A 25,939-nucleotide genomic window follows, 5' to 3' on the forward strand; every position below is an offset into this window, starting at 1 on the left:
CGCCGGCTCCGGAACTTTGCTCGACCACGGCTTCTGGACAAACGAAACCGTTTGTCCGAGAAAACCGGCTTTCACTTTTTGCATTCGCTGACCCTCGGTTCGGGATCATGGTCTGTCCTTGAGCTCGAGCAGCCGCCGATAGAGCGCCTGCTTCTGGCCGCCGGTCATTTTAGCGGCTTCCGCCGCCGCCTTGGAGGCCGGCATTTCGGCGGCGAGCGACAAAAGCAGACGATCGATGTCTTCGGGTTCGTCGGCCTTGGCCTCGGCGGGGCCGATGCAAACGACGATCTCGCCCTTCGGCGTATCGGCCGCCGCATAATGGTCGGCGAGCACCTGCAGCGTGCCGGTGCGCATTTCCTCGAACGTCTTGGTCAATTCCCGGCCGATGGCGGCTTTGCGTTCGCCGCCCAGCGCCTCGACCATGGCGCCGAGCGACTCAGCCAGCCGGCGCGGCGACTCGAAGAAGATCAGCGTCGCCGGCACCGCCTTCAGTGTCTCCAGCCGTGACAGCCGCTGGCCAACCTTGACCGGCAAAAAGCCGGCGAACAGGAAGGCATCGGATGGCAGGCCCGACGCCGTCAGCGCGGCAAGCGGCGCCGACGGGCCGGGGATCGGCACGACGCGAATGCCCTGGTCGAGCGCCTCGCCGACCAGCCTGTAGCCGGGATCGGAGACCAGCGGCGTGCCGGCATCCGAAATCAGCGCCACGCTCTGGCCGGCTTCGAGTGCCGCGATCAGCTTCGGCCCGGCCTCGCCGGCATTGTGTTCGTGATAGGCGGTGGTGCGGCGGCGAATGCCGTAGCGGTCGAGCAGCACGCGCGAGACACGCGTGTCCTCGCAGGCGACGATGTCGGCGGCGGCCAGCGTCTCCAGCGCGCGCAGCGTGATGTCGGCGAGGTTGCCGATCGGCGTCGCCACCAGATAGAGCGCCGGATCGAGCGGACGAGCCGCGATCTCGGCCTGCCCGACCACATAGCTGCGCTTGCCCGTCTCGCCAGTCACCAATGCCGTCTCCGTTCAGGCCTGTCTGGCCCGCCAAATCTTGTTTGGCATGGCTGGCGCCGGCTTGCAAAACTCGCACCGATGTAAGGCAATCGCCATTCCTTCGCCACAGTAGGGAACGAAACCGGGTTTGGCAGATTTAGCCCCTGATTCCCAAGGGAGGACAGGATGGACAGCCTCACGATACAGGACGCTTTCGAGCCTTACTATGCCGGCCGCAGCCGGAGTGCCGCACGCCAGGACAAACGGCTGCCAGCCCGGAACGACACCAGCCTGACCAAGCAGGCCGCGAGTGCCTTGCCAACAGACGTCAGGCTTTCCGACAACAAACCCGATAGCACGACGGAGCACTGACCGGACGATGCCCAATCGCTTCGATATCTTCATCACCCGTCTTGAAACGAAAACCGCCCGCAACGGCGTACCGCAATCTCCGATAGGCGACCAGCACCGTGGCCGCCGCGACAAAGACGGCGCCAAGCCGGTCCGGAGCGGCGAGACGCATGCAGAGAAGGAGCGCGGAAAGCACCGCCACAAACACGACGCCTGATCTGGCTCAGATCGGCGAGGCGGCCGCGAAGGCGGAGGGGCGAACGCCGGCCAGGCGCTCAGTCCAGATATCGTGAAACGCGCGCCTTCAGAAGCGCTATCAGCTCCGGGTCCATGAATTCGTAGTCGTCCGGGATGTCGAGGCAGATGACCTTGGCCGCCTTCAGGCTGGCCTTGAATTTCTTCTGCAGTTTCGTCCGGTGGATCTTCTCCATGACAAAGATGATGTCGGCCCAGACGACAAGTTCGTGCGTCAGCGGAGTGTCGGCATCAGGATTGGTGCCGGCCGAGGCGACTTCTATGTCGCGCCGCGTGGAAAACACCTGCTCGGCGGTAGGGCTGCGCAAGCGGTTTTGGCCGCAGACGAAGAGGACGTTTTTCAATGGTTAGCGCGCCAGGTCCGCCACCACGGCGTCGAGCACGATCATGCCGGCCGGCGTGGCGCGCAGCCGCGCATTGCCGATCGGCGCCACCAGCCCCTCACCCTGCAGCACCGACAGCCGCGCGCTCGATAGGCCGCGTCCGGAAAACGCCTCGTAGCGGGAGAGGTCAATGCCTTCGGCGAGCCTGAGCCCCATCAAAAGAAACTCGTCGGCCTCCTCGGAGCGCGTCAGGAGTTCGCCGCCGGTGATGCCATGGCCCTTGGCCTCGACCAGATTGGCCCAGGTCTCCGGCATTCTCTCGGCAATCGTCACCACGCGATGGCCGTTCTCGATGAAGCGGCCATGCGCGCCTGGACCGACGCCGACATATTCGCCGTAGCGCCAGTAGGTCAGATTGTGCCGGCTCTCGGCGCCCGGCCTGGCGTGGTTGGAAATCTCGTAGGCCGGCAGGCCGTGCGCCGATGTGATTTCCTGCGTCAACGCGTAGAGATCGGCGGCGTGATCGTTGTCGGGAATGACAAATTTCTTCGCCGCGTGCAGCGCATGGAAGGGCGTGCCTTCCTCGATGGTCAGCTGATAGAGCGACAGATGGTCGGCGGCATGGCCGATCGCCTGTTCGAGTTCCGCCTGCCAATCTTCCGGCGTCTGCCCGGGGCGCGCATAGATCAGGTCGAAGGACAGGCGCGGAAAGATTTCGCGCGCGAGCCCAATGGCGTGCAAGGCTTCCTCGACATTGTGCAGCCTGCCGAGAAAGCGCAAATCCTTGTCGTTCAGCGCCTGCACGCCGAGCGAGACGCGGTTGACCCCCGCCGCCCGGTAGCCACGGAAACGCTCCGCCTCGACCGAGGACGGGTTGGCCTCGAGCGTCACCTCGATGCCATCGCGCACCGTCCAGTTCCTGGCCACCGCATCCAGAACCCTGGCCACCGTTTCCGGCTTCATCAGCGACGGCGTGCCGCCGCCGAGAAAAATGCTGGTCACGTCGCGCGGCCCGGTGCGCTGGCGCATCGTCGCCAACTCGGCCTCGAAGGCGGCGGCAAAGCGCTCCTGGTCGACCGGCTGGTGGCGGACATGGCTGTTGAAGTCGCAATAGGGGCACTTGGCCGCGCAGAATGGCCAATGCACGTAGACGCCGAAGCCGGGACTGCGGTCGAGCGCCATGGTGGCTGCGGGTCCGATCATGCGGAGCCAAGCCTGACCGAATCAAGCCGAGCTTGGGCGAATTTCTGGAAGGCGCGGGCGCGGTGCGACAGCGCCGTCGCCTGGCCTGGCTTCCAGCCGTGCTTTTCCTCGGCACTCATCTCGCCGAAGGTTTTGTCGAAGCCATTGGGCAAGAACACCGGATCGTAGCCAAAGCCGAGCTCGCCGCGCGGCGGCCAGACCAGCGTGCCCTCGGCCTCGCCGCGATAGTATTCGGCCTCGCCGTCGGGAAAGGCGAGGCAGATGACGGCGACGAAGCGGCCCGTGCGCCGTTCGGGCGTGGCGGCGCCGACTTCCTGCAACGCGACTTCGGTGCGCTGCATGGCCATGGCGAAATCGCGCGATCCCTCCGGCGTCTCGGCCCAGTTGGCGGTATAGACGCCGGGCGCGCCGTCGAGCGCGTCGACGCAGAGGCCGGAATCGTCCGACAGCGCCGGCAGGCCGGTCGCCTTTGCGGCGGCGAAGGCCTTGATGTAGGCGTTCTCCTCGAAGGTGGTGCCGGTTTCGTCCGGTTCGGGCAGGCCATACTCCTTGGCCGACTTCGCCTCGAAGCCGAATGGACCCATCAGGTCGGCGAATTCGCGCAGCTTACCGGCGTTGTGGCTGGCAACGACGATCTTCTTGCCATCTAGCGTATGGAGGTTTGGTGAATGCATCAAAGGCCCCAGATTCTTGGCTCGGCGAACTCGATCGAATTGCCCGAGGGGTCGCGTATATAGATCGAACGGCCACCTTGCGGCCATTCGAATTCGCTTTCGATGGCGATTTTCTTCGCCTGAAGATGTGTTCTCCAGCCGTCGATTTCAGCGGCGCTGGCGGCAAAGCACAGATGACCCTCGCCGACCGCGCCATGCGGCGGCACTTTCAGCTTCGCGTCCGGTGCGGGCGGAATTTTGGTCGCCTCGGCGTTGAAGACGAGCAGGACGCCAGGGCCGCTGCGGAAGAAAAGGTGGCGGCCGTCGACCTTGCCGAGCAGGGGGAGGCCGAGGACGTCGGTGTAGAAGTGTTCAGCGGCATTGAGATCGGTGACGTAGAGGGCGGATTCCAGGATGGCGGAGGGAGTCACGAGGCGCCCCCCTCTGCCCTGCCGGGCATCTCCCCCTCAACGGGGGAGATTGGCAATTTCGATGTTGTCGCACACCCAGCAACGCTGAAAACCAGCGAAGGCCGAGACCGTATCCGATCTCCCCCCTTGAGGGGGAGATGGCCGGCAGGCCAGAGGGGGGCGTTCAAGCTCGGCATTAAACCCTACGCCACCGCCATCTGCTGCAGGCTGACCAGCCGGGAAATGCCCTTCTTGGCCAGGCCCATAAGCGTCGCGAACTGGTCCTCGGAGAAAGGTTCGCCCTCGGCCGTGCCCTGGATCTCGACGATGCCACCCTTGCCGGTCATGACGAAATTGGCGTCGGTGCCGGCCGAGGAATCCTCGACATAATCGAGGTCGATGACCGGCTGGCCGTCATGGATGCCGCAGGAAATCGCCGCGACATGGTCTTTCAGCACTTTCGAAACGCTGGCCATCTGCCGGGCTTCCATCCAGCGCAGGCAATCATAGAGCGCCACCCAGCCGCCGGTGATCGAAGCGGTGCGGGTACCGCCGTCGGCCTGGATGACATCGCAGTCGACGGTGATCTGCTGTTCACCCAGCGCCTGCAGGTCGACCACGGCGCGCAAGGAGCGGCCGATCAGGCGCTGAATCTCCAGCGTGCGGCCGCCCTGCTTGCCGGCGGAGGCCTCGCGGCGCATGCGCTCGCCGGTCGAGCGCGGCAGCATGCCGTATTCCGCCGTGACCCAGCCCTTGCCGGAATTGCGCATCCAGCCCGGCACCTTTTCCTCGAGGCTCGCGGTGCACAGGACGTGCGTGTCGCCGAACTTCACCAGGCAGGAGCCTTCGGCGTGTTTGGAGACGCCACGCTCGAAGGAGATGGCGCGCATTTCGTCGAATTGGCGTTTGGAGGGGCGCATTCGGCCTGCTTTCTTGTCAGTTTCTTGAAATCGTGGCCGGCTTTTAGACGCAAGGGGGGCAGCGCGCAAAGGAAAACGGACCGGCGATCTGACACAGACACCGAGGTGATCTGGCACAGACACCGAGGTGATCTGGCACAGACACCGAGGTGATCTGGCACAGACACCGAGGTGATCTGGCACAGACCCCGAGGTGATCCGACACAGACAGCCCGGGGTGATCCGGCACAGACACCGGTTGCGCGCGGCCTAACGAAGTCTATATCCTTGAACCGGAGGTTTTTGGCCAAATGACCAAGCCAGTCGATCCCGCGTCGCAGTCGCCCGCGCTTCAATCGCTCGACATGCGCTCGCGCGACATCTTCCGGCGCATCGTCGATTCCTATCTGAGGGACGGCGAGCCCGTGGGCTCGCGCAGCCTGTCGCGCATCCTGCCGTCCTCACTGTCGCCGGCTACCATCCGCAACGTGATGAGCGACCTCGAGCATCTCGGGCTGATCTACGCGCCGCATATTTCGGCCGGGCGTCTGCCGACGCAGGCTGGCCTGCGTTTCTTCGTCGATGCCTTCATGGAACTTGGCGACCTCTCCGACGAGGAGCGCCGCGCCATCGAGGCCCAGGTGCGGGCCTCCGGCTCGGGCGCGACGCTGGAGCACATGCTGACCGAGGCCAGCCAGATGCTGTCGGGCATGTCGCGCGGCGCCGGCCTGGTGCTGGCCGCCAAGAACGAGGTGGCGCTGAAGCACATCGAGTTCATCCAGCTCGAGCCGACCAAGGCGCTTGCCGTGCTGGTGTCGCAGAATGGAGATGTCGAGAACCGCGTCGTCGAGCTGCCCGCCGGCATCACCGTCTCGCAGCTGCACGAGGCCTCGAATTTCCTCAACGCACATATCCGCGGCCGCACGCTGGCCGAGGCGCGCACCGAGATCGCCCGCATCAAGGAAGAGACGAGGGCGGCGCTCGACACGCTGTCGCAGGACCTCGTCGAGAAGGGACTGGCGGTGTGGGCGGGCGCCGAAAGCGGCCTGCCGGCCCGGCTCATCGTGCGCGGCCGCGCCAATCTGCTCGAAAACGTCACCGCCCAGGCCGACATCGAATTGCTGCGCCACCTGTTCGAGGACATGGAGACGCAGGATGGATTGATCCAGCTGCTCGACCTTGCCGAGGAGGGATCGGGCGTGCGCATCTTCATCGGTTCGGAAAACAAGCTGTTCTCGCTGTCGGGCTCGTCGCTGGTGGTGGCGCCCTATCGCGACAAGGACGCCCGCGTCGTCGGCGCGCTCGGCGTCATCGGCCCGACCCGGCTCAACTATGCCCGCATCGTGCCGATGGTTGATTATACGGCGCAGCTGATTTCCCGTATGCTGCGCTAAGGCATTGATATTCAGGTGATGCCGGCCTGCAAACGGCTGATACCTGCGCTTCCGGTGCCACCGTTTTCGACTCGGCCTGACCCGAATCTCGACATACCTTTGGTGCGACACCGAAGGACCGGCTGCAAAGGAGAAAAAGAATGGCGCTGGAATCATTCAAGGCCCAGATCAGCCTGCTGCTCGAAGAAATGGTCAACCAGCCGGAGGACCAGCACGAAATTCAGGAACAGCTGCGCGAAAAACTGCGGGAAATGCGCGCCATGGGCCTGCCGTTGCCGGCCGATCTCGTGGAACTGGAAAAGCGCCTGGACGACGATTTTTACGCTGCCGGGACCTGATCCCGGAAGTTTGCTCACCGTGCGTGACGGAACCCACGGACAAGCCGATCGTTAATTTCCTTCACGACCGAGCGGAGGAAGTGATGCGATTGGCCGGACTGGCGATGTCGGCACTGTTTCTCACAACCGCGACTCTCGCCCAGCAGGCCGACCGGCCCGTGCTCAAAGGCCCGGCGGCCTTCGGCGACTGGCGCGCGGACAAGCCCGGCGTGCGCCGGTTGATCAAGCCGGAAGACCTGCCGAGACCCTATGTCACCAAATCCGCCTCGAACGGCGCTGGCCTCACGGAGAGGCCGCAAGGCGCCAAGCCACAACTGCCGCCCGGCTTTTCGGCGGAACTCGTTGCGTCCGGCATCGACAATCCGCGGGTCGTGCGTGTCGCGCCGAACGGCGACCTGTTCGTCGCCGACAGCGAAGCCAACCAGGTCCGTGTCTACCGGCTGACGAACGGAAGCGCGAAAGCCGCGGAGAAAAGCATCTTCGCCGGCGGCCTCAACCGGCCCTATGGCATCGCCTTCCATCCACCCGGCAATGACCCGCAATGGGTCTATGTCGCCAACAGCGACAGCATCGTGCGCTTTGCCTACCGCAATGGCGATCTGAAGGCCTCGGGCGAACCGCAAACCATTGTCGGCAACATCCCGTCGAGCCACCACTGGACCCGCGACATCGCCTTTTCGCCCGACGGCAAGACACTTTACCTCTCCGTTGGCTCCGGCTCGAATATCGCCGAGGACATGGGCAAAAGACCCAGAGGCGGGCTCGACGCCTGGGTCAAGTCGAAGCCGCTCGGCGCCAGTTGGGGTTCCGAGGCGGGCCGGGCCGAGGTGCGGGCTTTCGACCCCGACGGCAGGAATGGACGCATCGTCGCCACCGGGCTGCGCAATTGTTCGGGCATGACCGTGCAGCCGGCGACCGGCGCGCTGTGGTGCGTCGTCAACGAGCGCGATGCGCTGGGCGACAATACGCCGGCCGAATACGCGACGACGGTCAGGGAAGGTGCCTTCTATGGCTGGCCGTGGTATTACATCGGCAACAATGAGGACCCGCGCCACAAGGGCGAACGTCCCGACCTCGCCGGCAAGGCTGATATTCCCGACGTGTTGATGCAGGCGCATTCGGCGCCGCTCAACATCGCTTTCTACGATGGCAAAAGCTTTCCGGCCGAGTATCAAGGCGACGCCTTCGTGGCCCTGCATGGCTCGTGGAACCGCGGCAACAGGACCGGCTACAAGGTGGTGCGGCTCAAGTTCAAGGACGGCAAGCCGACCGGTGAATATGAGGACTTCATGACCGGCTTTGTCGTCTCCAACGGCGAGGTCTGGGGCCGGCCGGTTGGCGTCGCGGTGGCCAAGGACGGGGCGCTGATCGTCACCGAAGACGGCAACGGCACAATCTGGCGCGTGACCTATAGTGACGGCCGGTCCTGATCCGTCTATTGGCAGCGCCGGCCCCCTCACCAGGTCTCACAGGGAGCTGGTGCAATCGAATCCAGCCCTCAGTAAATTCAATTCCATTCAGATATATGCGATGAAGCGCCCTCATCCGAGACCGCATCCATGACCCTCACCGGATTTCTTGCCTACAGCGCCGCGCTCGGCGTCGCCGCCGCCATCCCGGGCCCGGGCGTCGCGGCGCTCGTCGCACGTGCGCTGGGCTCGGGCTTTCGCTCTTCGCTCGCCATGTCCTTCGGCCTGATGCTTGGCGATCTCACTTATCTGACCGCCGTGGTGCTGGGCCTGGCCTTCGTCGCGCAGGAGTTCGGCATGGTTTTCCTGGCGATCAAATGGGCCGGCGTCGCCTATCTCGCTTTCCTCGGCTGGCGCTTCTGGACCGCCGGCATCACGCCCGAAACCATCGAAGCCAGGAAGGGCAAGGGCGGCTTGCTGTCGAGCTTCATCGCCGGCCTCACCGTGACGCTCGGCAATCCCAAGACGATGATCTTCTATCTCGCCATCACGCCGACCATCGTCGACCTGAAGACCATCACGCTTGCCGACTACGGCATTCTCGTCGCGCTGACGCTCGTCGTCCTGTTCGTCGTGCTGGTGCCTTACCTGGCGCTGGCGGCCAAGGCGCGCTGGTTCCTGAAGTCGCCGCGCGCACTGAAGGTGCTGAACCGCACAGCCGGCGCCTTCATGGTCGGCGCGGCGGCGGCGATCGCTGCTCGCCAGTAGGTCGTTTCGGCCGAACCATTCCCTGGCCCGGCTGTTTCGGGAAATGCTTTTCCGGGGGCCAGGCGTTTTCAGCACAGGCCCCACTCGGATATTTTCCAGCCGCAGCCTATCTTGCGCGGCTGAAAGCCCTATTCTGTCGGCTACTGCCAATTGCCTGAAATCCAGGGAGCGAAACCAATGAACAAGCCTGTCACTTCAGCCCGCGTGCCCGGCCGTGGCCGTATCTACGATTCCATCACCGACACGATCGGCGATACGCCCCTGGTACGGCTCGACAAGTTTGCCAAGGAGAAGGGCATCGTCGCCAATCTGGTCGCCAAGCTCGAATTCTTCAATCCGATCGCCTCGGTCAAGGACCGTATCGGCGTGTCGATGATCGAGGCGCTGGAGGCAGCCGGCAAGATTACGCCCGGGAAGACCACGCTGATCGAACCGACATCCGGCAATACCGGCATTGCCCTTGCCTTCGCCGCCGCCGCCAAGGGCTACAAGCTGATCCTGACCATGCCGGAGACGATGTCGGTCGAGCGCCGCAAGATGCTGGCGCTGCTCGGCGCCGAGCTGGTGCTGACCGAAGGCCCGAAAGGCATGAAGGGTGCCATCGCCAAGGCCGACGAACTGGCCGCGACGATCCCCAACGCCATCATTCCGCAGCAGTTCGAAAACCCGGCCAATCCGGAAATCCACCGCAAGACGACAGCGGAGGAAATCTGGAACGATACCCAGGGCGAGATCGACATCTTCGTCGCCGGCATCGGCACTGGCGGCACGATCACAGGCGTCGGCCAGGTCTTGAAGAAGCGCAAGCCCGCGCTGCATGTCGTCGCTGTCGAGCCGGATGCCTCACCGGTGCTGTCGGGCGGCCAGCCCGGCCCGCACAAGATCCAGGGCATCGGCGCCGGCTTCGCGCCCAAGATCCTCGACACCACGGTCTATGACGAGATCGTCAAGGTCTCCAACGAGGATTCCGTCGCCAATGCGCGCCTGATTGCCCGCCTCGAGGGCGTGCCGGTCGGCATCTCGTCGGGCGCGGCCCTGCAGGCGGCAATCGTCGTCGGCTCGCGGCCCGAAAACAAGGGCAAGACGCTGGTGGTGGTCATCCCCGACTTCGCCGAGCGGTATTTGTCGACGATCCTGTTCGAGGGGCTGGGGGCTTAACCCTCGCATTCTTCCCTTCTCCCCTTGTGGGAGAAGGTGGATCGGCGCGTAGCGCCGAGACGGTTGAGGGGTGTTCCAGCGGAGTGAGGCGTTGGTGTTCCCTGGAGTACCCCTCATCCGACCTCGCTTCGCGAGGCCACCTTCTCCCACAAGGGGAGAAGGAAAGGTCCCGCGAGCGCCTGGCCCGCTGAAAAACTCCTCGTGGCCGCCGGCGCGCAGCTTGAGCAGACCCTGCTTCCGGGTCATATCACCCCCCGGCCCGTGCAAGACGGCCCGAGGGGAGAATTCCATGTATAAGCTTTACACACGTCCCGGCAGCGGCGGCTTCGTCGTCGAAGCGGCGCTGGCGCTGATCGATGTGCATTTCGAACAGATCGACGTGCCGAAGACCGAGGCGCCCGATCCGGCCTTCCTCGCCATCAGCCCGTTGAACCAGGTGCCGGTGCTGATCTTGCCGGACGGACGCTCGATCACCGAATCGGCGGCGATCTGCATCCTGCTCGCCGAGCGCCACCCGCGGGCCGGTCTGGCGCCGGCGGCCGATGAACCGGCGCGCGCCGAGTTCCTGCGCTGGATGGCGTTCATGTCGTCGGCCCTCTATCCGGCGATCCTGCGGTTCTACTATGCCCATCGCTACACGGCGGATGCCGAAGGTACGAAGGCGGTGAAACAGGCGGCGGTCGCCGAGATGGACCGCGGTTTTGCCGTCGTCGATGCCGCCTTGCGCGGCCGTGACTGGCTCGCCGGCGACAAGATGTCGGTGGCCGACATCTATCTCGTCATGCTGGTGGCCTGGCATCCCGACATCGACAGAGCGCGGGCCGCCTGGCCTGATATCGAGCGCCTCTGGGCACGATTGCGGGAGCATCCGCTTATGAAGACGCTCAACACATCGCACGAGATGTGGCCGGCCTGAACGGACGGACCGAAAGGCCCCGCGCTCCAGGATATCACCGTGTTAGCGCGGTGCGTTTTTCCTGCAGGAAGCGGCGCACCGCCGGATCGCGCTCGAGGCCGATCGCGCGATCATAGGCTTCGACCGCCTGCGGTCCCTGGCCGAGCCTGGCCAGCAGGCCGGCACGCGCGGCCCAGTAGGGCTGGTAGTCATTGAGCCGCTTGTCGTCACCCAGCACGTAAAGGGTCGCCAATCCCGCCACCGCTCCCTCCGTCTCGGCGATCGCGACCGCGCGGTTGATTGCCACCACCGGCGACCCCGCGATCGAAAACAGCGCGTCATAGAGCTCGCGGATCGCGATCCAGTCGGTGCGGCCGGTCAGCCGCCGCGCCGCATGGACGGACTGTACCGCCGCCTCCAGCTGGTAGCGGCCGATGACGCCCTTGGTCGCGGCGCCGCGAAGACATGCTTCGGCCTCGTCGACCAGGGCATGGTCCCACAATGCATGATCCTGCTCGGCAAGCGGCACATAATCTCCAGCCGGGTCGCGCCGCGCCGCGCGGCGCGCCTCCGCGAATAGCATCAGCGACAGCAGGCCCAGCGCCTCGGGTTCGTCCGGCAGCAGCGAGGCAACCAGCCGGCCGAGCCAGATCCCTTCGGTGGCGAGGTTGCGGCGCCGCGTCTCGGTACCGGCCGGATCGGACCAGCCCTCCGTGAAAGCGGCGTAGATCGCCTCCAGCACCGCGTCCAGCCTTTCACCGAGTTCGGTCCGCTCCGGCACGCGGAACGGAATGCCGGTCTCGCGGATGCGACTCTTTGCGCGCACCAGGCGCTGGCCCATCGTGGCCGGCGAGAGCAGGAAGGCGGAAGCGATCGTCGCGGCATCGAAACCGAGGATGGTCTGCAGGATCAGCGGTGCCCGCACGCCGGATTCGATCGCCGGATGGGCGCAGGCGAACATCAGCCGCAATCGTTCGTCCGGCAGGTCCTCGTCGGTCATGCGTGCCTCCGCTTCCTCGGCAATCAGTTTGAGATGGTCACGGCCGGCTTCGCTGGTCAGCCGCCGCCGCACCGCATCGACACGCCGCCGCCTGGCTACGGCGAGCAACCAGGCTTCCGGCTTTTCCGGCACGCCGGTGCGCGGCCAGCGTTCGAGCGCCGCCGCAAAGGCATCGGCCAACGCATCCTCCGCGGCGGCGACGTCGCGCGTGCGCGCGGCGAGCCAGGCGACCAGCTTGCCATAGCTCTCCCGGGCGGCGGCCTCGGCGGCCGCCCGGGCGATATCCGGGCGACTGTCCATCACGCCGTCATTTCTTGGGCATATAGTCGGCCATTTCCCAGATCGGCCGCAGCTCGACCGTGCCGGTGCTGGCCGCCGGGCAGCGCGCCGCCCAGTCGATGGCGGTATCGATATCGGCCGCCTCGATCATGTAGAAGCCGGCAAGCTGCTCCTTGGTGTCGGCATAGGGACCGTCGATCACGTTGGTTTTGCCGTCGGCGATCCGCACCGAGGTCGTCGCCTGGGTCGGGCGCAGCCTTTCGCCGGCCAGCCACGCGCCGGACTTCTTCAACGCTTCGGTATAGGCAGCATAGGCCGCGCTCATCTGCTGGGCTTTCTCGACCGGCGTGTTCGCCAGCGCGGCTTCATCGTTGTTGATCAAAAGCATGTATCGCATGGGTCTTCTCCCGTGGTTTGGAAGGCCGCTTCGTTGCGGGCCGAACGTATGTCGCGCGTCGGCGACCGATTTCGACAGGTTGCGGAAAAAACTTTCGGCTCCGGCCGCACCTTGCGCAAGCGGGTATGTGTTTGGCGACCTCTCAACCATTCGTCTAACGCGTGGAATTGCGGGTTGGCATTTCTCTTTCGCTGTCTAAACTCGCCTCTCTTCGCATCAGGGAGGTGATGCGGCCACTATTTCAGGGAGGAATCCAGATGTTGAATTTCAGAACGAAATTCGTTGCTGCGGGCGCGATGGCCCTTTCTCTTGGCCTTGGTGCGGTGTCGGCCAAGGCGCAGGAATTCATCAATGTGCTGACCGGCGGCACTTCGGGCGTCTACTATCCGCTCGGCGTGGCGCTGTCGGAAATCTACGGCAAGGGCATCGAGGGTGCCCGCACGCAGGTGCAGGCGACCAAGGCCTCAGTCGAGAACCTAAACCTCCTGCAGCAAGGCAAGGGCGAGATCGCGTTCGCGCTCGGCGATTCCGTCAAGATGGCCGCCGAGGGCAGCGCCGAGGCCGGCTTCCCCGGCAAGCTCGACAAGCTGCGCGGCATCGCCGCCATCTATCCCAACTATATCCAGATCGTCGCCAGCCAGGAGTCCGGCATCAAGACGCTCGCCGACCTCAAGGGCAAGAGCCTGTCGGTCGGCGCGCCGGCCTCCGGCACCGAGCTCAACGCGCGTGCCATCTTCGCCGCTGCGGGGCTGAAATATGAGGACCTCGGCCGCGTCGAATACCTGCCCTTCGCCGAATCGGTGGAGCTGATCAAGAACCGCCAGCTCGATGCCACGCTGCAATCGGCCGGGCTGGGTGTCGCCTCGATCCGCGACCTCGCCACCTCCGTGCCGATCAATGTCGTTGCCGTGCCGCCCAAAGACGTCGCCAAGATCGGCTCGCCCTATCTGTCGGTGGTCATCCCCAAGGGCACCTATGAAGGCCAAAGCGAGGATGTCGCCACGGCCGCCGTCGGCAATTTCCTCATCACCCGTGCCGATGTCTCGGATGAGACCGCCTACCAGATGACCAAGCAGCTGTTCGAGCATCTCGACCAGCTCGCCGCCGCGCACGCCGCCGCCAAGGCGATCGATCCGGCCAAGGCGCTCGACGGCATGCCGGTGCCGCTGCATCCGGGAGCCGAGCGCTATTACAAGGAAAAGGGGCTGTTGAAGTAAGGGAGGGAGGCGCGGCAATCGGACATGTCTTCGCCAAGCACCCCCCTCTGGCCTGCCGGCCATCTCCCCCTCAAGGAGGGAGATTGGCCGTTGTTACGTCCTTCGCCAATCGCTGACGTTGCAGGACGAGCGCCCATATCGATGCCGCCGATCTCCCCACTTGAGGGGGAGATGCCCGGCAGGGCAGAGGGGGGCGCCTCGCACTGCAATTCGCCTGCTTTGGAGTGCATCCAATGAGCGAAACACCGTTTGGAGCGATAGCCGACGGCAAATCGTCCCTCTCTCATCTCCCCCCGGGCGAAGAGCAGGTCGAAGGGTTGCCGCCGGGCTTCGGCGACGGCATCGCCGGCAAGGCGGCGTTCGCCATCGCGGTCGCCTTTTCCGCCTTCCAGATCTACATCGCCGCCTATGGCAGCCTTCCGAGCCAGGTGGTGCGGGCCATGCATGTCGGCTTCCTGCTGCTGCTCGGCTTCGCCCTGATCGCCAATCTGCGCGCCACCAGCCTGCCGGCCAAGGCCGCGTTCTGGGCGCTCGGTGTGCTCGGCTTCGGCACCGGCCTCTATAACTGGGTGTTTTATACCGACCTCATCCGGCGCTCCGGCTTTCTGACCACGCCGGACCTGATCGTCGGCGCGGGGCTGGTGGTGCTGGTGTTCGAGGCGGCCAGGCGGCTGATGGGGCTGCCGCTGGCGGTCATCGCCTTCATCTTTCTCGCCTATTGTTTCGTCGGCAATCATCTGCCGCCGCCCTTCATCCATCGCGGCTATGATTTCGCCCAGCTCGTCGACACCTTCGCCTACGGCACCGAAGGCATTTACGGCACGCCGATCTACGTCTCGGCCGCCTATATCTTCATCTTCGTGGTCTTCGCCGCCTTCCTCGAACGCGCCGGCATGATCGCGCTGTTCAACGATTTCGCTCTCGGGCTGGTCGGCACCTGGCGCGGCGGCCCGGCGCAGGTCTGCGTGCTGTCTTCGGCGCTGATGGGGACCATTTCCGGCTCCGGCGTCGCCAATGTGGTGGCGAGCGGCCAGTTCACCATCCCGCTGATGAAGCGCTTCGGCTTTCGCTCGGCCTTTGCCGGCGCCGTCGAGGCGACGTCCTCGATGGGCGGCCAGATCATGCCGCCGGTGATGGGCGCGGTCGCCTTCATCATGGCCGAGACGCTGAACATCCCCTATGCCGACGTGGTCAAGGCGGCGATCATCCCGGCGCTGCTCTATTTCGGCGCCTGCTTCTGGCAGGTGCATCTGGAGGCCGGCAAGGCAGGCCTGCGCGGCATGGCCAAGGCGGACCTGCCAAACCCGTGGGACGCGGTGCGACAACACTGGCCGCTGGTGCTGCCGCTCGCGGCACTGATCTACCTGCTGTTCGCCGGCTACACGCCGGTCTTCGCCGGCACGATGGGCCTCGCGCTGACCATCGTGCTGATCCTCGGTACGCCGCTGGCGGCGCTGATCGGGCCGCTCGCCTTCCGCGTCGTCTTCTGGTTGGCGCTCGGGCTTGCCGCCGCCTCCTTCATGAAATTCGGCGTCAACATCCTCAGCCTTGTCATCGCGGCACTCGTCATTGCCTGCCTTGCCTTCAAGGGCGGCCGCGAGACGCTGCAAATCTGCATCGACTCTCTTGCTGAAGGCGCAAAGAACGCGCTGCCGGTGGGCATCGCCTGCGCCATCGTCGGCATCGTCATCGGTACGCTGACGCTGACCGGCGTGGCCTCCACCTTCATCGGCTGGATCATCTCGATCGGCGAGAACAATCTGTTTCTGTCCCTGGTGTTGACCATGTTGACCTGCCTGGTGCTGGGCATGGGCATCCCGACCATCCCCAACTACATCATCACCTCGTCGCTGGCCGGGCCGGCGCTGCTGTCGCTCGGCGTGCCGCTGGTGGTCAGCCACATGTTCGTCTTCTATTTCGGCATCATGGCCGACCTGACGCCGCCGGTGGCGCTGGCCGCCTTCGCCGCAGCGCCGATGGCCAAGGAGAGCGGCCTCAAGATCGGCATCCAGGCGACCAAGCTTGCCATTGCCGGCTTCGTCGTGCCGTTCATGGCGGTCTACACGCCGGCTTTGATGCTGCAGGACGCCGGGCCGATCACCGCCCAGTTCGGCTATCCCGTCGAGGTCGCCTACATCGTTCTCAAGGCGTGCATGGGCATCGTGCTGTGGGGCGCTGCCGCCGTCGGCTTCCTTGCCGCGCGCATGGCCTGGTGGGAGCGGGTCGTCGCCTTCGCCGCCGGCGTGCTGCTGGTGGCGGCGGTGCCGTTGACCGACGAGACCGGATGGGTGCTGTCGCTGGCCTGGATCGGCTGGCATATCTGGCGTGCGCGGCAGGCGCCGGCCAGGGCATGATCCCGAACCGAAGGTCAGCGAACGCAAAAAACGGGACCCGGTTTTCGCAGGAGATCCTGCTCAAACGAGGAAGCGCATGAGCCTGTGCATCCTCGCCGCCGGCAAGACGGTGACGCTTGGCGTTGCCACCTTCACGCTGGCCTGGACCCATTCGGTGGAACGGACGCGCTGGGAGGAGGACTGGAAGGTGACGCCGTCCGGCCTGCAAGTGGTCGAAGCCCGCATCAAGGGCTCGGGAGCCGGCATGGAGCCGCCGGACGATGCCCTGCTGCGCGACGGCTGGTGGGTTTATGCGCCCAAGGTGGGGGCGCAGCGTCGCGTCCTGCTCGCCGCCTCCGGCGCGACCGGCGATGGCTGGACGCTGTGCACGCTTCAGGGCTGCCTGGCACTCGGCAAGACGGCGGGCGACACGATCTCGCTCGAGCCGTGCGGACCCACAGGCTTCAGCCAGCCGCGATAGCGCACGATCAGGCCGGTGAGCGGGTGTGAAATCTCGACATGGAAGCGGAATTTTCCGTCCTCGACGGTCTCGAAGGCGGTCGAGCGCGGGCAGAGCCACATCGGCAATGGCAGGCCGAGAAGGCTCCAGCGCCGCAGGATCAGCTTCAGCTTGTCGCCTTCGGCCACCAGCGCCATGGCGAAGGTCAGCGGGCCGAAGCGCTCGCATAACAGGCGCTCAGCAAGCCCACGTCCCGCGAACTGGCGGCTGGAGAAGCTGCGCGCGCCGAATGTCCGCGTCCAGGTTTCTCCATCCGGGTCGACGTCGAAACGGACACGAACCCGGATGTCGGCGGCCGGCCCGGGGAACCCGACCAGCCATGCCGTTAGCCGGCCAAGAATGTTGCGTCCGCGCTCGACGCGGGCACGGCCTTCGGCCATTCCGGCCCGATCATGCATGGCGTGGATTTCGCCGGGCAAACCTTGCCAGGCGTCGCCGAGCAGATCGGCGTAGAGCGGCCTGTCGGTATCGCCGCTGTCATCGCGAAAGCCGGAATAGATCGTCCTGGAGGAGAACAGGGCCTCGTAATCGGCAAGCTCGAGGTCGTTGACGGCGGCCCTTGCTCCGGGCGCCGGCGCATGACCGTCGAGCGCCTTGCGGACCAGCGCCTCGACAGCCATTGACGGGATCAGCGGCCCGTCATCGCCTTCCGCCAGCAGATGCCAGGAGCGTTTGACCAACGCGCCGGTCGGGTCGGCACCCTGCACGGACACGAACATGCCGCCGCGATGCTCGCCCCAGCGGAGGCGATTGGACACCCAATGCATCAGCGGGGCGAGCGGCGACAGCGAGCGGACCAAGCCGATGCGCGCCAGCCAGGCAAGGCCGATCAGGGCGCGGTGCAGGGTTTCGGGAACCGGGCCGGCGCCCATCCAGATGGTTTTGGTCTGCGGCCACAATTCGCCCAGCGCGCGCAGGTCCGGCACGTCGACCAGCGAGAACAGCGTGTTCCTCAGCGGCACGCGTCCCGGCGGCGCGATGGTGGTGCGCATCTGTTCGGTCAGCGGATGGCCCCGCGCCTTGACGCCGCCGCGCAGCAGCGTGACCGGCTGTCCGGCGTAACCCGCGATGGCGCGGATGACGTTTTCGCCGACGCCGGCATAGGGGGACGGCGCGATGCCGCCCCTGATCTTGTCGACCCGCGCCATGCCGAATGAGAGCCGGCGCACCACCGCAGCAGTGAGCACCGGGAAGCTGGAGACGCCGGACAGCACGAACAGCCCTGCCCGTCTGGCGGCCGCGTCGAAGGCCGGCATGCCGGCGACGAAGTCTGGCCCGTCGGCGAGATCGAGATAATTGACGCCTTGTTCGATACAGGCCTCGACCAGCCGGTAGCAGCCCTCGCCATAGGCCTGGAACGGGCCGCTGGCGTCGACCAGCGTGTCGGGGCGCAGCGACGCCAGTTGCGCGGCGGGGTCGCCATCGCGATCGAACACGGCCGGCACCAAGCGCGCGGCGACTGATCCGCGGTGTCCGCACCAGGCCGCGGCCTTCGCCAGCGAACGGCCGGCGACCATGATGGTCAGCCGGGGCTCATTCTCCAGGAGCTGGACGATGCGGCCGCCGAAGGTGCCGTAGCCGCCGACGATGAGAAGCTTCATGCGCTTGCCCCCAAGCCAGTCTTACAGCTTCTGATTTCATGCATGTCGTTGCCGGAACCGAAGACGCTTCCGGGCGACATGCATTAGCCGATCAACCGCCCGCGCAGTTCGGCCGGCGGGACGTCGCAACTGTCCTTCCTGCCGAACAGGGCATAGCGATCCCTGGCGATGCGATCGTAGAGCCAGTCGCGCAGCGGGCGCGGCAACAGCAACAAAGCCCTGGCCGCTCGCCAAGCCATTCAAGCTCGGCCATCACGGCGACAAAACTATCGAGACGGGTGAAGGGAACGCCGCCGACAAGGACGAGATTGGTTTCGTAGCCGTTGGTCGGCAGGTTGTATTTGCGGAACAATGCCTCGCCGAGCGGCGATTGCGCGGTGGCGAAACGGAAGCGCGCCTTGCGATCGAGGCGCACCACCATGCGCACGAAGCCTGAACAGAACACGCAGGCACCGTCGAAGACGATCAGCGGATGGCTTGCATCAAAGGCTAGGGAAGGCGGCTTGGGACGGTCGGTCACGCTGGCCTCGGCTGCTTATGTCCCTAGGAACACTAAGCCAGCCGATGGCGACATCAAAGACGCGGCGATGTCGCACGCCGTCTGTCGGTGAAAGTCGGGCGATAGGCGGTGGCGCGGGTCTCGTTGCCCGGCCTGCAGATGCGGCTGTTGTGGCGGCTTTCGAAGGTCATGGTCAGTGCGCGCCCAGCGACGTGCCGCGACGGGCGCAGGCCGGACCCGGGCCGCGCATGTAATAGCGCTCGGGCCGATAGGTCGGCGCGACGAATTCGCGGATGGCGGCGACATAGCCGATGAGGTGCGTGAGGAAGTTCATTTTACCTGGTCCCTGTCCCGATTTTCGGATGTCCCTTCCGAATTGCGGGAACGATAGCATCGAGGCGTGAATACTCAGTGAACGTGATGTTAATTTCTGGTCGAAAACCCGTCGCTTCGTGGCCGGAATGCGGCTGATTCGGGGTGTTTCGGTGCCTTTTGTCGCCATTTCGCCCGGTGTGACTTTTGCATCACATATGTTTCGTTTGAATGTCGCCTTGGCGCGCTTGTGTTTCAGCTTTCGTGCCGCCCTTGGAATTTCCTTGCCGGGTGGAAGGTAGCCCGGAACCGCCCCGCGCAGCGGACGTTGGGATCATAGGACCGGCATTGCCGGCACGGAGGCACTGCCATTGGCGGGCCGCAACTCTCGACACAAGCAAGAGCAATGGAAAGGCTGAAATCATGGGTTTCTTTTCGAAGGACATCAAAACGCTGGACGATCTCTTCGTGCACACGCTGCGCGACATCTATTATGCCGAGAAGCAGATCGAGAAGGCGCTGCCGAAGATGGTCGGCAAGGCAACCGATCCGCAATTGAAGGCCGGCTTCGAAAAACACCTCGAACAAACCAAGGGCCATATCGAACGCGTCGAAGAGGTGTTCGAGCTGCATGGCGTAAAGGCCAAGCAGGTGAACTGCCCGGCCATCGACGGCATTCTCGAGGAGGCCGACGATGTCAGTGGTGATGTCGACGACAAGGATGTTCTCGACGCCGCGCTGATCGCCTCCGCGCAGGCGGTCGAGCACTATGAGATGACCCGCTACGGCACCCTGATCGCCTGGGCCAAGCAGCTCGGCCGCAGCGACTGCGCCAATGTGCTGGCCAAGAACCTTAGGGAAGAGCAGGCGACGGATCGCAAGCTGACCGAAATAGCGGAAAGCAAGATCAACCTGCAAGCCGCCGAATAGGGGCTGACAGCCGGGGCCGGCGGCAACCGCGCCGGCTCCAGCCTGTGGAACCATCGGGGTGGTCGTCCGTTGCAGCTGATCTTTGTCAAGGGAAATCATCATGGCGCCGCGCCCGGCCTGGAAAGGCTATCTGAAGCTCTCGCTGGTCACCTGCGCCATCGAACTGACCAATGTCATCACCCATGCCGATAAGGTCTCGTTCCACATCCTGAACCGCAAGACCGGCAACACGGTGAAGCGGATCTATGTCGACGCAGAGACCGGCAAGCCGATCGAGGAGGGCGACGAGATCAAGGGGTACGAGATCGACAAGGGCGATTTCGTCCATATAGAGGAGGACGAGATCGAGGCGGTGCAGATCGAAACCTCGCACACGATGAGCCTCGACGGCTTCGTCGACAAATCCTCGATCCGGCAGATCTATCTCGACACGCCCTACTATGTCGCGCCGGCCGACAAGGTTTCGCAAGACGCCTTCGCCGTCATCCGCGACGCCATGGCGGGCAAGAAGATGGCCGGGCTGGCGCGCATCGTCCTCTACCGCCGTGAGCGTCCGGTGGTCATCGAGCCGCTCGGCAAGGGCATGGTGCTGACCACGCTGCGCTACGACAATACGGTGCGCCAGCCGGAGACGGTCTTCGGCGACATCGAGGCGGTGAAGACCGACCAGGAGATGACCGACCTTGCCGAGCTCATCATCGACAAGAAGAAGACGAAGTTCGATCCCTCGAAATTCGAGGACAAATATGAGGAAGCCCTGCTCGAACTGATCCGCGCCAAGAAGGCGGGGCACAAGGCGCCGAAAACCAAGGCGGCGCCCAAACCCTCCAATGTCGTCAACCTGTTCGACGCGCTGAAGAAGAGCCTGTCGTCGGATTCAGGATCAACGAAGCCATCCTCGGCGAAAGCCAAGCCGGCGGCCAAACGCGTCAAGGCGAAAAGCGTCGCGCCGAAGCGCAAATCGGCCTGAGGATACGAGATGGCCAGCAGCCTCGAACAGTACCATTCGAAGCGCGACTTCAAGAAGACGGCCGAGCCGGCCGGCAAGGTTGCGCGCGGGAAGAAGCACGGCGGCATCTTCGTCATCCAGAAGCACGCCGCCACAAGGCTGCATTATGATTTTCGCCTCGAGCATGACGGCGTGCTGTGGAGCTGGGCGGTGACGCGCGGCCCCAGCCTCGACCCGCACGAAAAGCGGCTGGCCGTGCATGTCGAGGATCATCCCATCGACTATGCCGGCTTCGAAGGCACCATCCCCAAGGGCGAATATGGCGGGGGATCGGTCCTCGTCTGGGACGAGGGCACCTGGACGCCGGAGGGTGATGCGGCCCAGGCGATGAAGAAGGGCCATATCAATTTCGAGCTCGAGGGGCATAAGCTGCGTGGCAAATGGCATCTGGTGCGGCTGCGGCCGCGCCCCGGCGAGAAACGGGACAACTGGCTGCTGATCAAGTCCGACGATGCCGCCGCACGCCCCGGCGAGGACATTCTGAAGGACGAGCCGAAGTCGGTGAAATCAGGCCTGACGATCGAGGAGGTCGGCGAAGGCAAGGCGGCCAAGGGCGAGAAGCCGAAGGTCTGGCACTCGAACAAGCCGGCCGCCAGCAAGGCGAAAGACCCCGCCAGGAAGCTCGACTTCATCGAGCCGCAGCTGGCCACGCTGGAGCGGGACGCGCCGCCCGGCCAAGACTGGCTGCATGAGGTGAAGTTCGACGGTTATCGCATGCAGGCGCAGATCGCCGGCACCGAGGTGCGGCTCTTGACCCGCACCGGCCTCGACTGGACGGAAAAATTCGGCGGCGAGATCGCGGCTGAGATCGCCGGGCTGAAATGCAGCGATGCCATCATCGACGGCGAGATCGTCGTGCTGGCCGACAGCGGCGTGTCGTCCTTCGCGCTGCTGCAGCAGGATCTGTCGTCGAAGCGGACAAACCGCTTCCTCTACTACGTCTTCGACCTGATGCGGCTCGACGGCAAGGATTTGCGCCGTGAACCCCTGGTCGAGCGCAAGCACGCCTTGCAGGATCTGCTCGGCGAGCAGGCCGACAACGCGGCGGTGCGTTTCTCCGACCATTTTACCGAACCCGGCAAGATCATGCTGGAACATGCCTGCCGCATGGGGCTGGAAGGCGTCGTCTCGAAACGCGCCGATGCGCCCTACCGCGGCGGACGCGGTCCGACATGGGTCAAATCGAAATGCACGGCGCGGCAGGAATTCGTCATCGGCGGCTATCTGCCGTCGGACAAGACCGGACGCGGCCTGCGCTCGCTGCTGCTCGGCTATTTCGAGGACGGCAGCCTGCACTATGCCGGCCGTGTCGGCACCGGCTTCTCCACCAAGGGCGCCAACGACCTGAAGAAGAAGCTCGATGCGCTGAAGACAGACGCCTCGCCCTTCGATGCGGCCGTGCCGAAGGGCAAGGGCCTGGTCTGGGTCAAGCCGGAGCTGGTCGGCGAAGTGGAATTTCGCAGCTGGACGTCGGACCGTATAATACGCCATGCTTCGTTCCAAGGGCTGCGCGAGGACAAGCCGGCGGAGGAAGTCGTGCAGGAAAAGCCGAAGCCAGCGACAGATAAGGCAGCGACAGGCAAGGGCCCAGCCAAGGCCAAGCCGGCGGCAAACGCCAATACGGCAGGGACGGCGGCGAAAACCACCGTGAAGCTGTCCCACCCGGACAAGCTTCTGTGGCCCGACGAAAAGATCTCGAAGCGGGCCCTGCTCGATCATTACGCGCTGGTATGGCCGCGCATGAAGCAGTTCGTGGTCGAGCGCCCGCTCAGCCTGGTCAGGGCGCCGGATGGCGTCGGCGGCCAGCGCTTCTTCCAGAAGCATGCCTCGGCCGGCATGCATGCGAAGATCGAGAAGACCAGGGATCCCACGGATGGCGAGGAAATCCTGTTCATCCGCGATTTCGACGGCATCGCGGCGCTGGTCCAGCTGGGCGTGGTCGAGATCCACATCTGGGGCTGCACGATCGACAAGCTTGAACAGCCGGACCAGATCGTCTTCGACCTCGACCCCGACGAAGGCGTCGATGTGAAAGCGGTTCGCGAGGCGGCGCTCGACATCAGAGGCAAGCTCGACGAGCTGTCGCTGCCCAATTTCGTCAAGACATCGGGCGGCAAGGGCTTTCATGTCGTCGTGCCGCTGAAACCGTCGGCGGATTGGGCCGAGGTCAAAGGCTTCGCCCATGATTTCGCCAAGGCGCTTGAGCAAGCCGCGCCGGACCGCTACACGGCGACGCTGTCGAAGAGGGCGCGCACGGGAAAGATCTTCGTCGACTATCTGCGCAACGGCAGCGGCGCGACCACCGTCGCACCATACTCGTCGCGGGCCAAGAAGGGCGCGACGGTGTCGATGCCGGTGACCTGGGCCGAGATCGAGGCCGGCTTGCCGCCAAACGCCTTCCCGATCGGCGACAAGACGACGCTGAAACGGCTTTCGGAAGCCGATCCGTGGGCGGATTTCTTCAAGAAGGGCAAGGTGTTGAAGCGGGGCTAACTCGACTTTCGACGCCGTGGGGCACCACCCCCCTCTGGCCTGCCGGCCATCTCCCCCTCAAGGGGGGAGATCGATGTCACGACGGCTTTCGCTAATTTCCAACATCGGAAAGAAGGTGCCAGGCATCGAACTGCCGATCTCCCCCCTTGAGGGGGAGATGCCCGGCAGGGCAGAGGGGGGCGCTGTCCCGCCGAGGTCTCCGTAATCCATTACCCCAAAAACACCCTCTCGAACGCCTGCTTGCCCGGCGGCGAAAACACCACGGCGCGGCTGTCCTTCTCGCGGCGCGCCCATTTCTCGGCAAGTATCTTGTCGAGGATGGCGGCGCCCAGCGTCCCGGCGAGGTGCGAGCGCCGCACGCTCCAGTCGAGGCAGGCGCGGCACACCGGCCGCCGCGGCTTGGTGTAGACATCGATGCCTATCGCCGCGAAGTGTGATGCGGCGGAGGGCCCGAGCCTGATCTCCTTGTCGTCTCGGACCAGGATGTTTTTCTCGACAAGGCGATCCAGCATCTCAACGGCCTGCTCGCCGGCAAGGTGATCGTAGCAGACGCGCGCGATGCGCATCGCGCCGTCGCGAGGGCCCGGCCGTACGCGCTTGGGGCCAACGGCTTCGGCCACGCCGGTGATGGCTTCGATCATGCCTGCCACCTGCGGGCCGGCCAGCCCGTAATAACGATGCCGGCCCTGGCTGGCCAAGGTCAGCAACCCGCCCTCCACCAGTTTGGACAGATGCGAGGAGGCGGTCGGCAGCGACACGCCGGCCTCCAGCGCCAGTTCGCTCGCCGTCAATGCCGTGCCGCCCATCAGGGCGTTCAGCATGTTGGCGCGGGCCGGATCGCCGACCAGGCTGGCGATGCGGGCAATATCGGGTCCTTCACGCATGGTTTGATCCTCATCGAAGCATTCTTGTCAGGTAAACATTATTCTCCGACCAGATCAAGGAGACGACGATGGCCGCACGAATCGCTTTCACCCCCGCACCGTTGCCCCGCCGCCGATCGTTCCCGTTCATCAGCTGGGTCCGCTCGCGGCTGCCGGCCCGGTGGTATGACCCCGCCATTTGCAACGCCGCGACCTCCGCGAGATCGACGACCATCTGCCGCGCGACCTCNGCCTGACACGGGAAGATGTGAGCCGCGAATGCGCGAAATCCTTCTGGCAGGCGTGAGGCCAGGACATTTGCCTAGCAGATCGGACGATACAACGGTTCGACGCCGCTCGAACCATCGACGCAAAAACACTCTTCAAGGAGAGACCGAGATGACCATCACCTGCTTCATCCGCTACGAGATCGACCCGTTCGGCAAGGCCGCCTTCGAGGAGTATGCCCGTAACTGGGGCCAGGCCATTCCGCGCTGCGGCGCCGATCTGATCGGCTATTTCGCGCCGCATGAGGGCTCGGCCACGACGGCCTATGCCGCCTACAACATCGAGAACCTGGCCGCCTACGAAGCCTATCGGGCCCGGCTTGCCGCCGACCCCGCCGGCAAGGCAAACTACGAGTTCGCCCGCCGCGAACGCTTCATCATCAGGGAGGACCGCATGTTCCTGAAACTGGCTTCCGGCCCGCACGCGCCACTGGTGAAGCTATGATCGCCGTCATCTTCGAGGTGCAGCCGGCGGACGGACGGCGCGAGGCTTATCTGAGCATCGCCGCCGATCTGCGGCCGCTGCTCGACGGCATCGATGGGTTCATCTCCATCGAGCGCTTCCAGAGCCTGGCCGACCCGAACCGGATCCTGTCGCTGTCGTTCTGGCGTGACGAGGAGGCGGTCAAGGCCTGGCGCAATACCGAAGAACACCGACAGGCACAGAAGGCAGGGCGGGGCGGCATCTTTGCCGGCTATAGATTGCGGATCGCGCATGTGGTGCGGGATTATGGGCTGACGGAAAGAGACGAGGCGCCGGCGGACAGCCGGGCGGTGAATGGGTAGCGCGACGCTTCTTCCTTCTCCCCTTGTGGGAGAAGGTGGATCGGCGCGTCAGCGCCGAGACGGATGAGCGACTATCTGAGGTGTCAAGTTGCATTTGCGAACTCGCTTCGCGCATCGCGTGCTTTTGCATTGAGAATGACGAGCAGCTTTCTGGCGAGAGCGATGCGGATGACCATCTTTTCCTTTCCGGCGGCCTGCAACCTTTGCTGGAAAGCGGNCAGATGCGGATCATATTTGGCAACGATGCTGGCAACGAGGAAGAGGACGCCTCGCGGTCCCGCACGGCCGCCACGCACCGGTCTTCGGCCGCTGCGCTTGCCGCTGTCATTGGCGATCGGAGCCAGGCCGGCCAGCTTGGCAATGGCTCTATTGG

30 protein-coding genes are annotated in these 25,939 nt (G+C 64.8%); 16 read left to right on the forward strand and 14 right to left on the reverse strand.

What is annotated here, in order from left to right:
• Positions 1-105 precede the first annotated feature (105 nt).
• Entirely contained in the window at positions 106-1,002 is an 897-nt protein-coding gene (gene rsmI / locus M653_RS0106245; protein WP_027142551.1) for a 16S rRNA (cytidine(1402)-2'-O)-methyltransferase, read from the reverse strand.
• A 168-nt stretch (positions 1,003-1,170) separates the two neighbouring features.
• Between rsmI and M653_RS0106250 the strand changes: the two genes are divergently transcribed.
• Both M653_RS0106250 and M653_RS0106255 read left to right on the forward strand, forming a co-directional pair.
• The gene (locus M653_RS0106250; RefSeq protein WP_027142552.1) at positions 1,171-1,356 is read left to right on the forward strand and encodes a hypothetical protein; all 186 of its coding nucleotides are present in this window, start codon (positions 1,171-1,173) and stop codon (positions 1,354-1,356) included.
• Between the two features lie 7 nt (positions 1,357-1,363).
• On the forward strand, positions 1,364-1,552 hold the full coding sequence (locus M653_RS0106255) for a hypothetical protein (RefSeq protein ID WP_027142553.1): 189 nt from the start codon (positions 1,364-1,366) through the stop codon (positions 1,550-1,552).
• Positions 1,553-1,610: 58 nt separating this feature from the next.
• Here M653_RS0106255 and M653_RS0106260 read toward each other — a convergent pair whose 3' ends face one another.
• The 5 genes from M653_RS0106260 to rph all read right to left on the reverse strand — a co-directional run bounded on the left by M653_RS0106260 (position 1,611) and on the right by rph (position 5,099).
• Positions 1,611-1,934: a low molecular weight protein tyrosine phosphatase family protein gene (locus M653_RS0106260; protein ID WP_027142554.1), complete on the reverse strand. Its 324-nt coding sequence runs from the start codon at positions 1,932-1,934 to the stop codon at positions 1,611-1,613.
• A gap of 3 nt (positions 1,935-1,937) precedes the next feature.
• Positions 1,938-3,116 (reverse strand): radical SAM family heme chaperone HemW, encoded by a 1,179-nt coding sequence (gene hemW, locus M653_RS0106265; RefSeq protein ID WP_027142555.1) that lies wholly within the window; start codon positions 3,114-3,116, stop codon positions 1,938-1,940.
• A complete protein-coding gene (rdgB, locus tag M653_RS0106270; protein ID WP_027142556.1) occupies positions 3,113-3,790 on the reverse strand; it encodes an RdgB/HAM1 family non-canonical purine NTP pyrophosphatase in 678 nt (225 codons plus the stop codon). The genes hemW and rdgB overlap by 4 nt, the downstream gene beginning before the upstream one ends.
• Positions 3,790-4,200 (reverse strand): VOC family protein, encoded by a 411-nt coding sequence (locus M653_RS0106275; RefSeq protein WP_027142557.1) that lies wholly within the window; start codon positions 4,198-4,200, stop codon positions 3,790-3,792. Before M653_RS0106275 ends, rdgB begins: the two co-directional genes overlap by 1 nt.
• Positions 4,201-4,382: 182 nt before the next feature.
• Positions 4,383-5,099 (reverse strand): ribonuclease PH, encoded by a 717-nt coding sequence (rph, locus tag M653_RS0106280; protein ID WP_027142558.1) that lies wholly within the window; start codon positions 5,097-5,099, stop codon positions 4,383-4,385.
• Positions 5,100-5,389: 290 nt separating this feature from the next.
• Between rph and hrcA the strand changes: the two genes are divergently transcribed.
• The 6 genes from hrcA to M653_RS0106310 all read left to right on the forward strand — a co-directional run bounded on the left by hrcA (position 5,390) and on the right by M653_RS0106310 (position 11,061).
• A complete protein-coding gene (hrcA, locus tag M653_RS0106285) occupies positions 5,390-6,472 on the forward strand; it encodes a heat-inducible transcriptional repressor HrcA (RefSeq protein WP_027142559.1) in 1,083 nt (360 codons plus the stop codon).
• A gap of 140 nt (positions 6,473-6,612) precedes the next feature.
• Positions 6,613-6,810 (forward strand): hypothetical protein, encoded by a 198-nt coding sequence (locus M653_RS0106290; RefSeq protein WP_015314792.1) that lies wholly within the window; start codon positions 6,613-6,615, stop codon positions 6,808-6,810.
• Between the two features lie 83 nt (positions 6,811-6,893).
• Positions 6,894-8,240 carry a sorbosone dehydrogenase family protein gene (locus M653_RS0106295; protein WP_032935042.1) on the forward strand — a complete coding sequence of 449 codons (1,347 nt, stop codon included), beginning with the start codon at positions 6,894-6,896 and terminating at the stop codon, positions 8,238-8,240.
• Positions 8,241-8,369: 129 nt separating this feature from the next.
• A complete protein-coding gene (locus M653_RS0106300) occupies positions 8,370-8,987 on the forward strand; it encodes a LysE family translocator (RefSeq protein ID WP_027142561.1) in 618 nt (205 codons plus the stop codon).
• A 177-nt stretch (positions 8,988-9,164) separates the two neighbouring features.
• Positions 9,165-10,145, forward strand: coding sequence for a cysteine synthase A (gene cysK / locus M653_RS0106305; RefSeq protein ID WP_027142562.1), 981 nt, complete (start codon positions 9,165-9,167; stop codon positions 10,143-10,145).
• A 289-nt stretch (positions 10,146-10,434) separates the two neighbouring features.
• Positions 10,435-11,061 (forward strand): glutathione S-transferase family protein, encoded by a 627-nt coding sequence (locus M653_RS0106310; protein WP_027142563.1) that lies wholly within the window; start codon positions 10,435-10,437, stop codon positions 11,059-11,061.
• A 34-nt stretch (positions 11,062-11,095) separates the two neighbouring features.
• Here M653_RS0106310 and M653_RS0106315 read toward each other — a convergent pair whose 3' ends face one another.
• Together M653_RS0106315 and M653_RS0106320 are read right to left on the reverse strand one after the other, a co-directional pair.
• Positions 11,096-12,340 (reverse strand): RNA polymerase sigma factor, encoded by a 1,245-nt coding sequence (locus M653_RS0106315; RefSeq protein WP_027142564.1) that lies wholly within the window; start codon positions 12,338-12,340, stop codon positions 11,096-11,098.
• A 7-nt stretch (positions 12,341-12,347) separates the two neighbouring features.
• Positions 12,348-12,716: a YciI family protein gene (locus M653_RS0106320; protein ID WP_027142565.1), complete on the reverse strand. Its 369-nt coding sequence runs from the start codon at positions 12,714-12,716 to the stop codon at positions 12,348-12,350.
• A gap of 257 nt (positions 12,717-12,973) precedes the next feature.
• Here M653_RS0106320 and M653_RS0106325 point away from each other — a divergent pair, with 257 nt between their 5' ends.
• From M653_RS0106325 to M653_RS0106335, 3 genes are all read left to right on the forward strand, one after another.
• The gene (locus M653_RS0106325; protein WP_027142566.1) at positions 12,974-13,933 is read left to right on the forward strand and encodes a TAXI family TRAP transporter solute-binding subunit; all 960 of its coding nucleotides are present in this window, start codon (positions 12,974-12,976) and stop codon (positions 13,931-13,933) included.
• 233 nt (positions 13,934-14,166) lie between these two features.
• Positions 14,167-16,287: a TRAP transporter permease gene (locus tag M653_RS0106330; protein WP_027142567.1), complete on the forward strand. Its 2,121-nt coding sequence runs from the start codon at positions 14,167-14,169 to the stop codon at positions 16,285-16,287.
• 76 nt (positions 16,288-16,363) lie between these two features.
• The gene (locus M653_RS0106335) at positions 16,364-16,747 is read left to right on the forward strand and encodes a DUF1850 domain-containing protein (protein ID WP_027142568.1); all 384 of its coding nucleotides are present in this window, start codon (positions 16,364-16,366) and stop codon (positions 16,745-16,747) included.
• On the opposite strand, the gene M653_RS01000000132130 is transcribed toward M653_RS0106335, so the two are convergent.
• The 3 genes from M653_RS01000000132130 to M653_RS1000000135355 all read right to left on the reverse strand — a co-directional run bounded on the left by M653_RS01000000132130 (position 16,660) and on the right by M653_RS1000000135355 (position 19,220).
• Positions 16,660-18,387: an SDR family oxidoreductase gene (locus M653_RS01000000132130; RefSeq protein WP_084636460.1), complete on the reverse strand. Its 1,728-nt coding sequence runs from the start codon at positions 18,385-18,387 to the stop codon at positions 16,660-16,662. The genes M653_RS0106335 and M653_RS01000000132130 overlap by 88 nt on opposite strands.
• A 91-nt stretch (positions 18,388-18,478) precedes the next feature.
• The gene (locus M653_RS1000000134315; RefSeq protein ID WP_245262067.1) at positions 18,479-18,907 is read right to left on the reverse strand and encodes a DUF393 domain-containing protein; all 429 of its coding nucleotides are present in this window, start codon (positions 18,905-18,907) and stop codon (positions 18,479-18,481) included.
• A gap of 172 nt (positions 18,908-19,079) precedes the next feature.
• Entirely contained in the window at positions 19,080-19,220 is a 141-nt protein-coding gene (locus tag M653_RS1000000135355) for a hypothetical protein (protein ID WP_084636462.1), read from the reverse strand.
• Positions 19,221-19,621: 401 nt separating this feature from the next.
• On the opposite strand from M653_RS1000000135355, the gene M653_RS0106355 reads away from it, so the two are divergent.
• The 3 genes from M653_RS0106355 (at position 19,622) to ligD (ending at position 23,630) form a co-directional block, all read left to right on the forward strand.
• Positions 19,622-20,128 carry a ferritin-like domain-containing protein gene (locus tag M653_RS0106355; protein ID WP_027142569.1) on the forward strand — a complete coding sequence of 169 codons (507 nt, stop codon included), beginning with the start codon at positions 19,622-19,624 and terminating at the stop codon, positions 20,126-20,128.
• A 100-nt stretch (positions 20,129-20,228) separates the two neighbouring features.
• The gene (locus M653_RS0106360; RefSeq protein ID WP_027142570.1) at positions 20,229-21,098 is read left to right on the forward strand and encodes a Ku protein; all 870 of its coding nucleotides are present in this window, start codon (positions 20,229-20,231) and stop codon (positions 21,096-21,098) included.
• 9 nt (positions 21,099-21,107) lie between these two features.
• On the forward strand, positions 21,108-23,630 hold the full coding sequence (ligD, locus tag M653_RS0106365) for a DNA ligase D (RefSeq protein WP_027142571.1): 2,523 nt from the start codon (positions 21,108-21,110) through the stop codon (positions 23,628-23,630).
• 209 nt (positions 23,631-23,839) lie between these two features.
• Here ligD and M653_RS0106370 read toward each other — a convergent pair whose 3' ends face one another.
• Both M653_RS0106370 and M653_RS1000000136590 read right to left on the reverse strand, forming a co-directional pair.
• Positions 23,840-24,514 (reverse strand): winged helix-turn-helix domain-containing protein, encoded by a 675-nt coding sequence (locus tag M653_RS0106370; protein ID WP_027142572.1) that lies wholly within the window; start codon positions 24,512-24,514, stop codon positions 23,840-23,842.
• 10 nt (positions 24,515-24,524) lie between these two features.
• Positions 24,525-24,728, reverse strand: coding sequence for a hypothetical protein (locus M653_RS1000000136590; protein WP_027142573.1), 204 nt, complete (start codon positions 24,726-24,728; stop codon positions 24,525-24,527).
• Between the two features lie 164 nt (positions 24,729-24,892).
• On the opposite strand from M653_RS1000000136590, the gene M653_RS0106380 reads away from it, so the two are divergent.
• Positions 24,893-25,225, forward strand: a complete 333-nt coding sequence (locus tag M653_RS0106380) for an NIPSNAP family protein (protein ID WP_027142574.1) — start codon at positions 24,893-24,895, stop codon at positions 25,223-25,225.
• Complete coding sequence (locus M653_RS0106385; RefSeq protein ID WP_027142575.1) at positions 25,222-25,566, forward strand: antibiotic biosynthesis monooxygenase; 345 nt, start codon at positions 25,222-25,224, stop codon at positions 25,564-25,566. The genes M653_RS0106380 and M653_RS0106385 overlap by 4 nt, the downstream gene beginning before the upstream one ends.
• Positions 25,567-25,649: 83 nt before the next feature.
• Here M653_RS0106385 and M653_RS0106390 read toward each other — a convergent pair.
• The coding region (locus M653_RS0106390; protein ID WP_027142576.1) for a transposase at positions 25,650-25,939 on the reverse strand (290 nt) is incomplete at its 5' end.

The sequence above is a fragment of the Mesorhizobium sp. WSM3626 genome, assembly GCF_000513935.1.
Taxonomy (GTDB): Bacteria; Pseudomonadota; Alphaproteobacteria; order Rhizobiales; family Rhizobiaceae; genus Mesorhizobium; species Mesorhizobium salmacidum.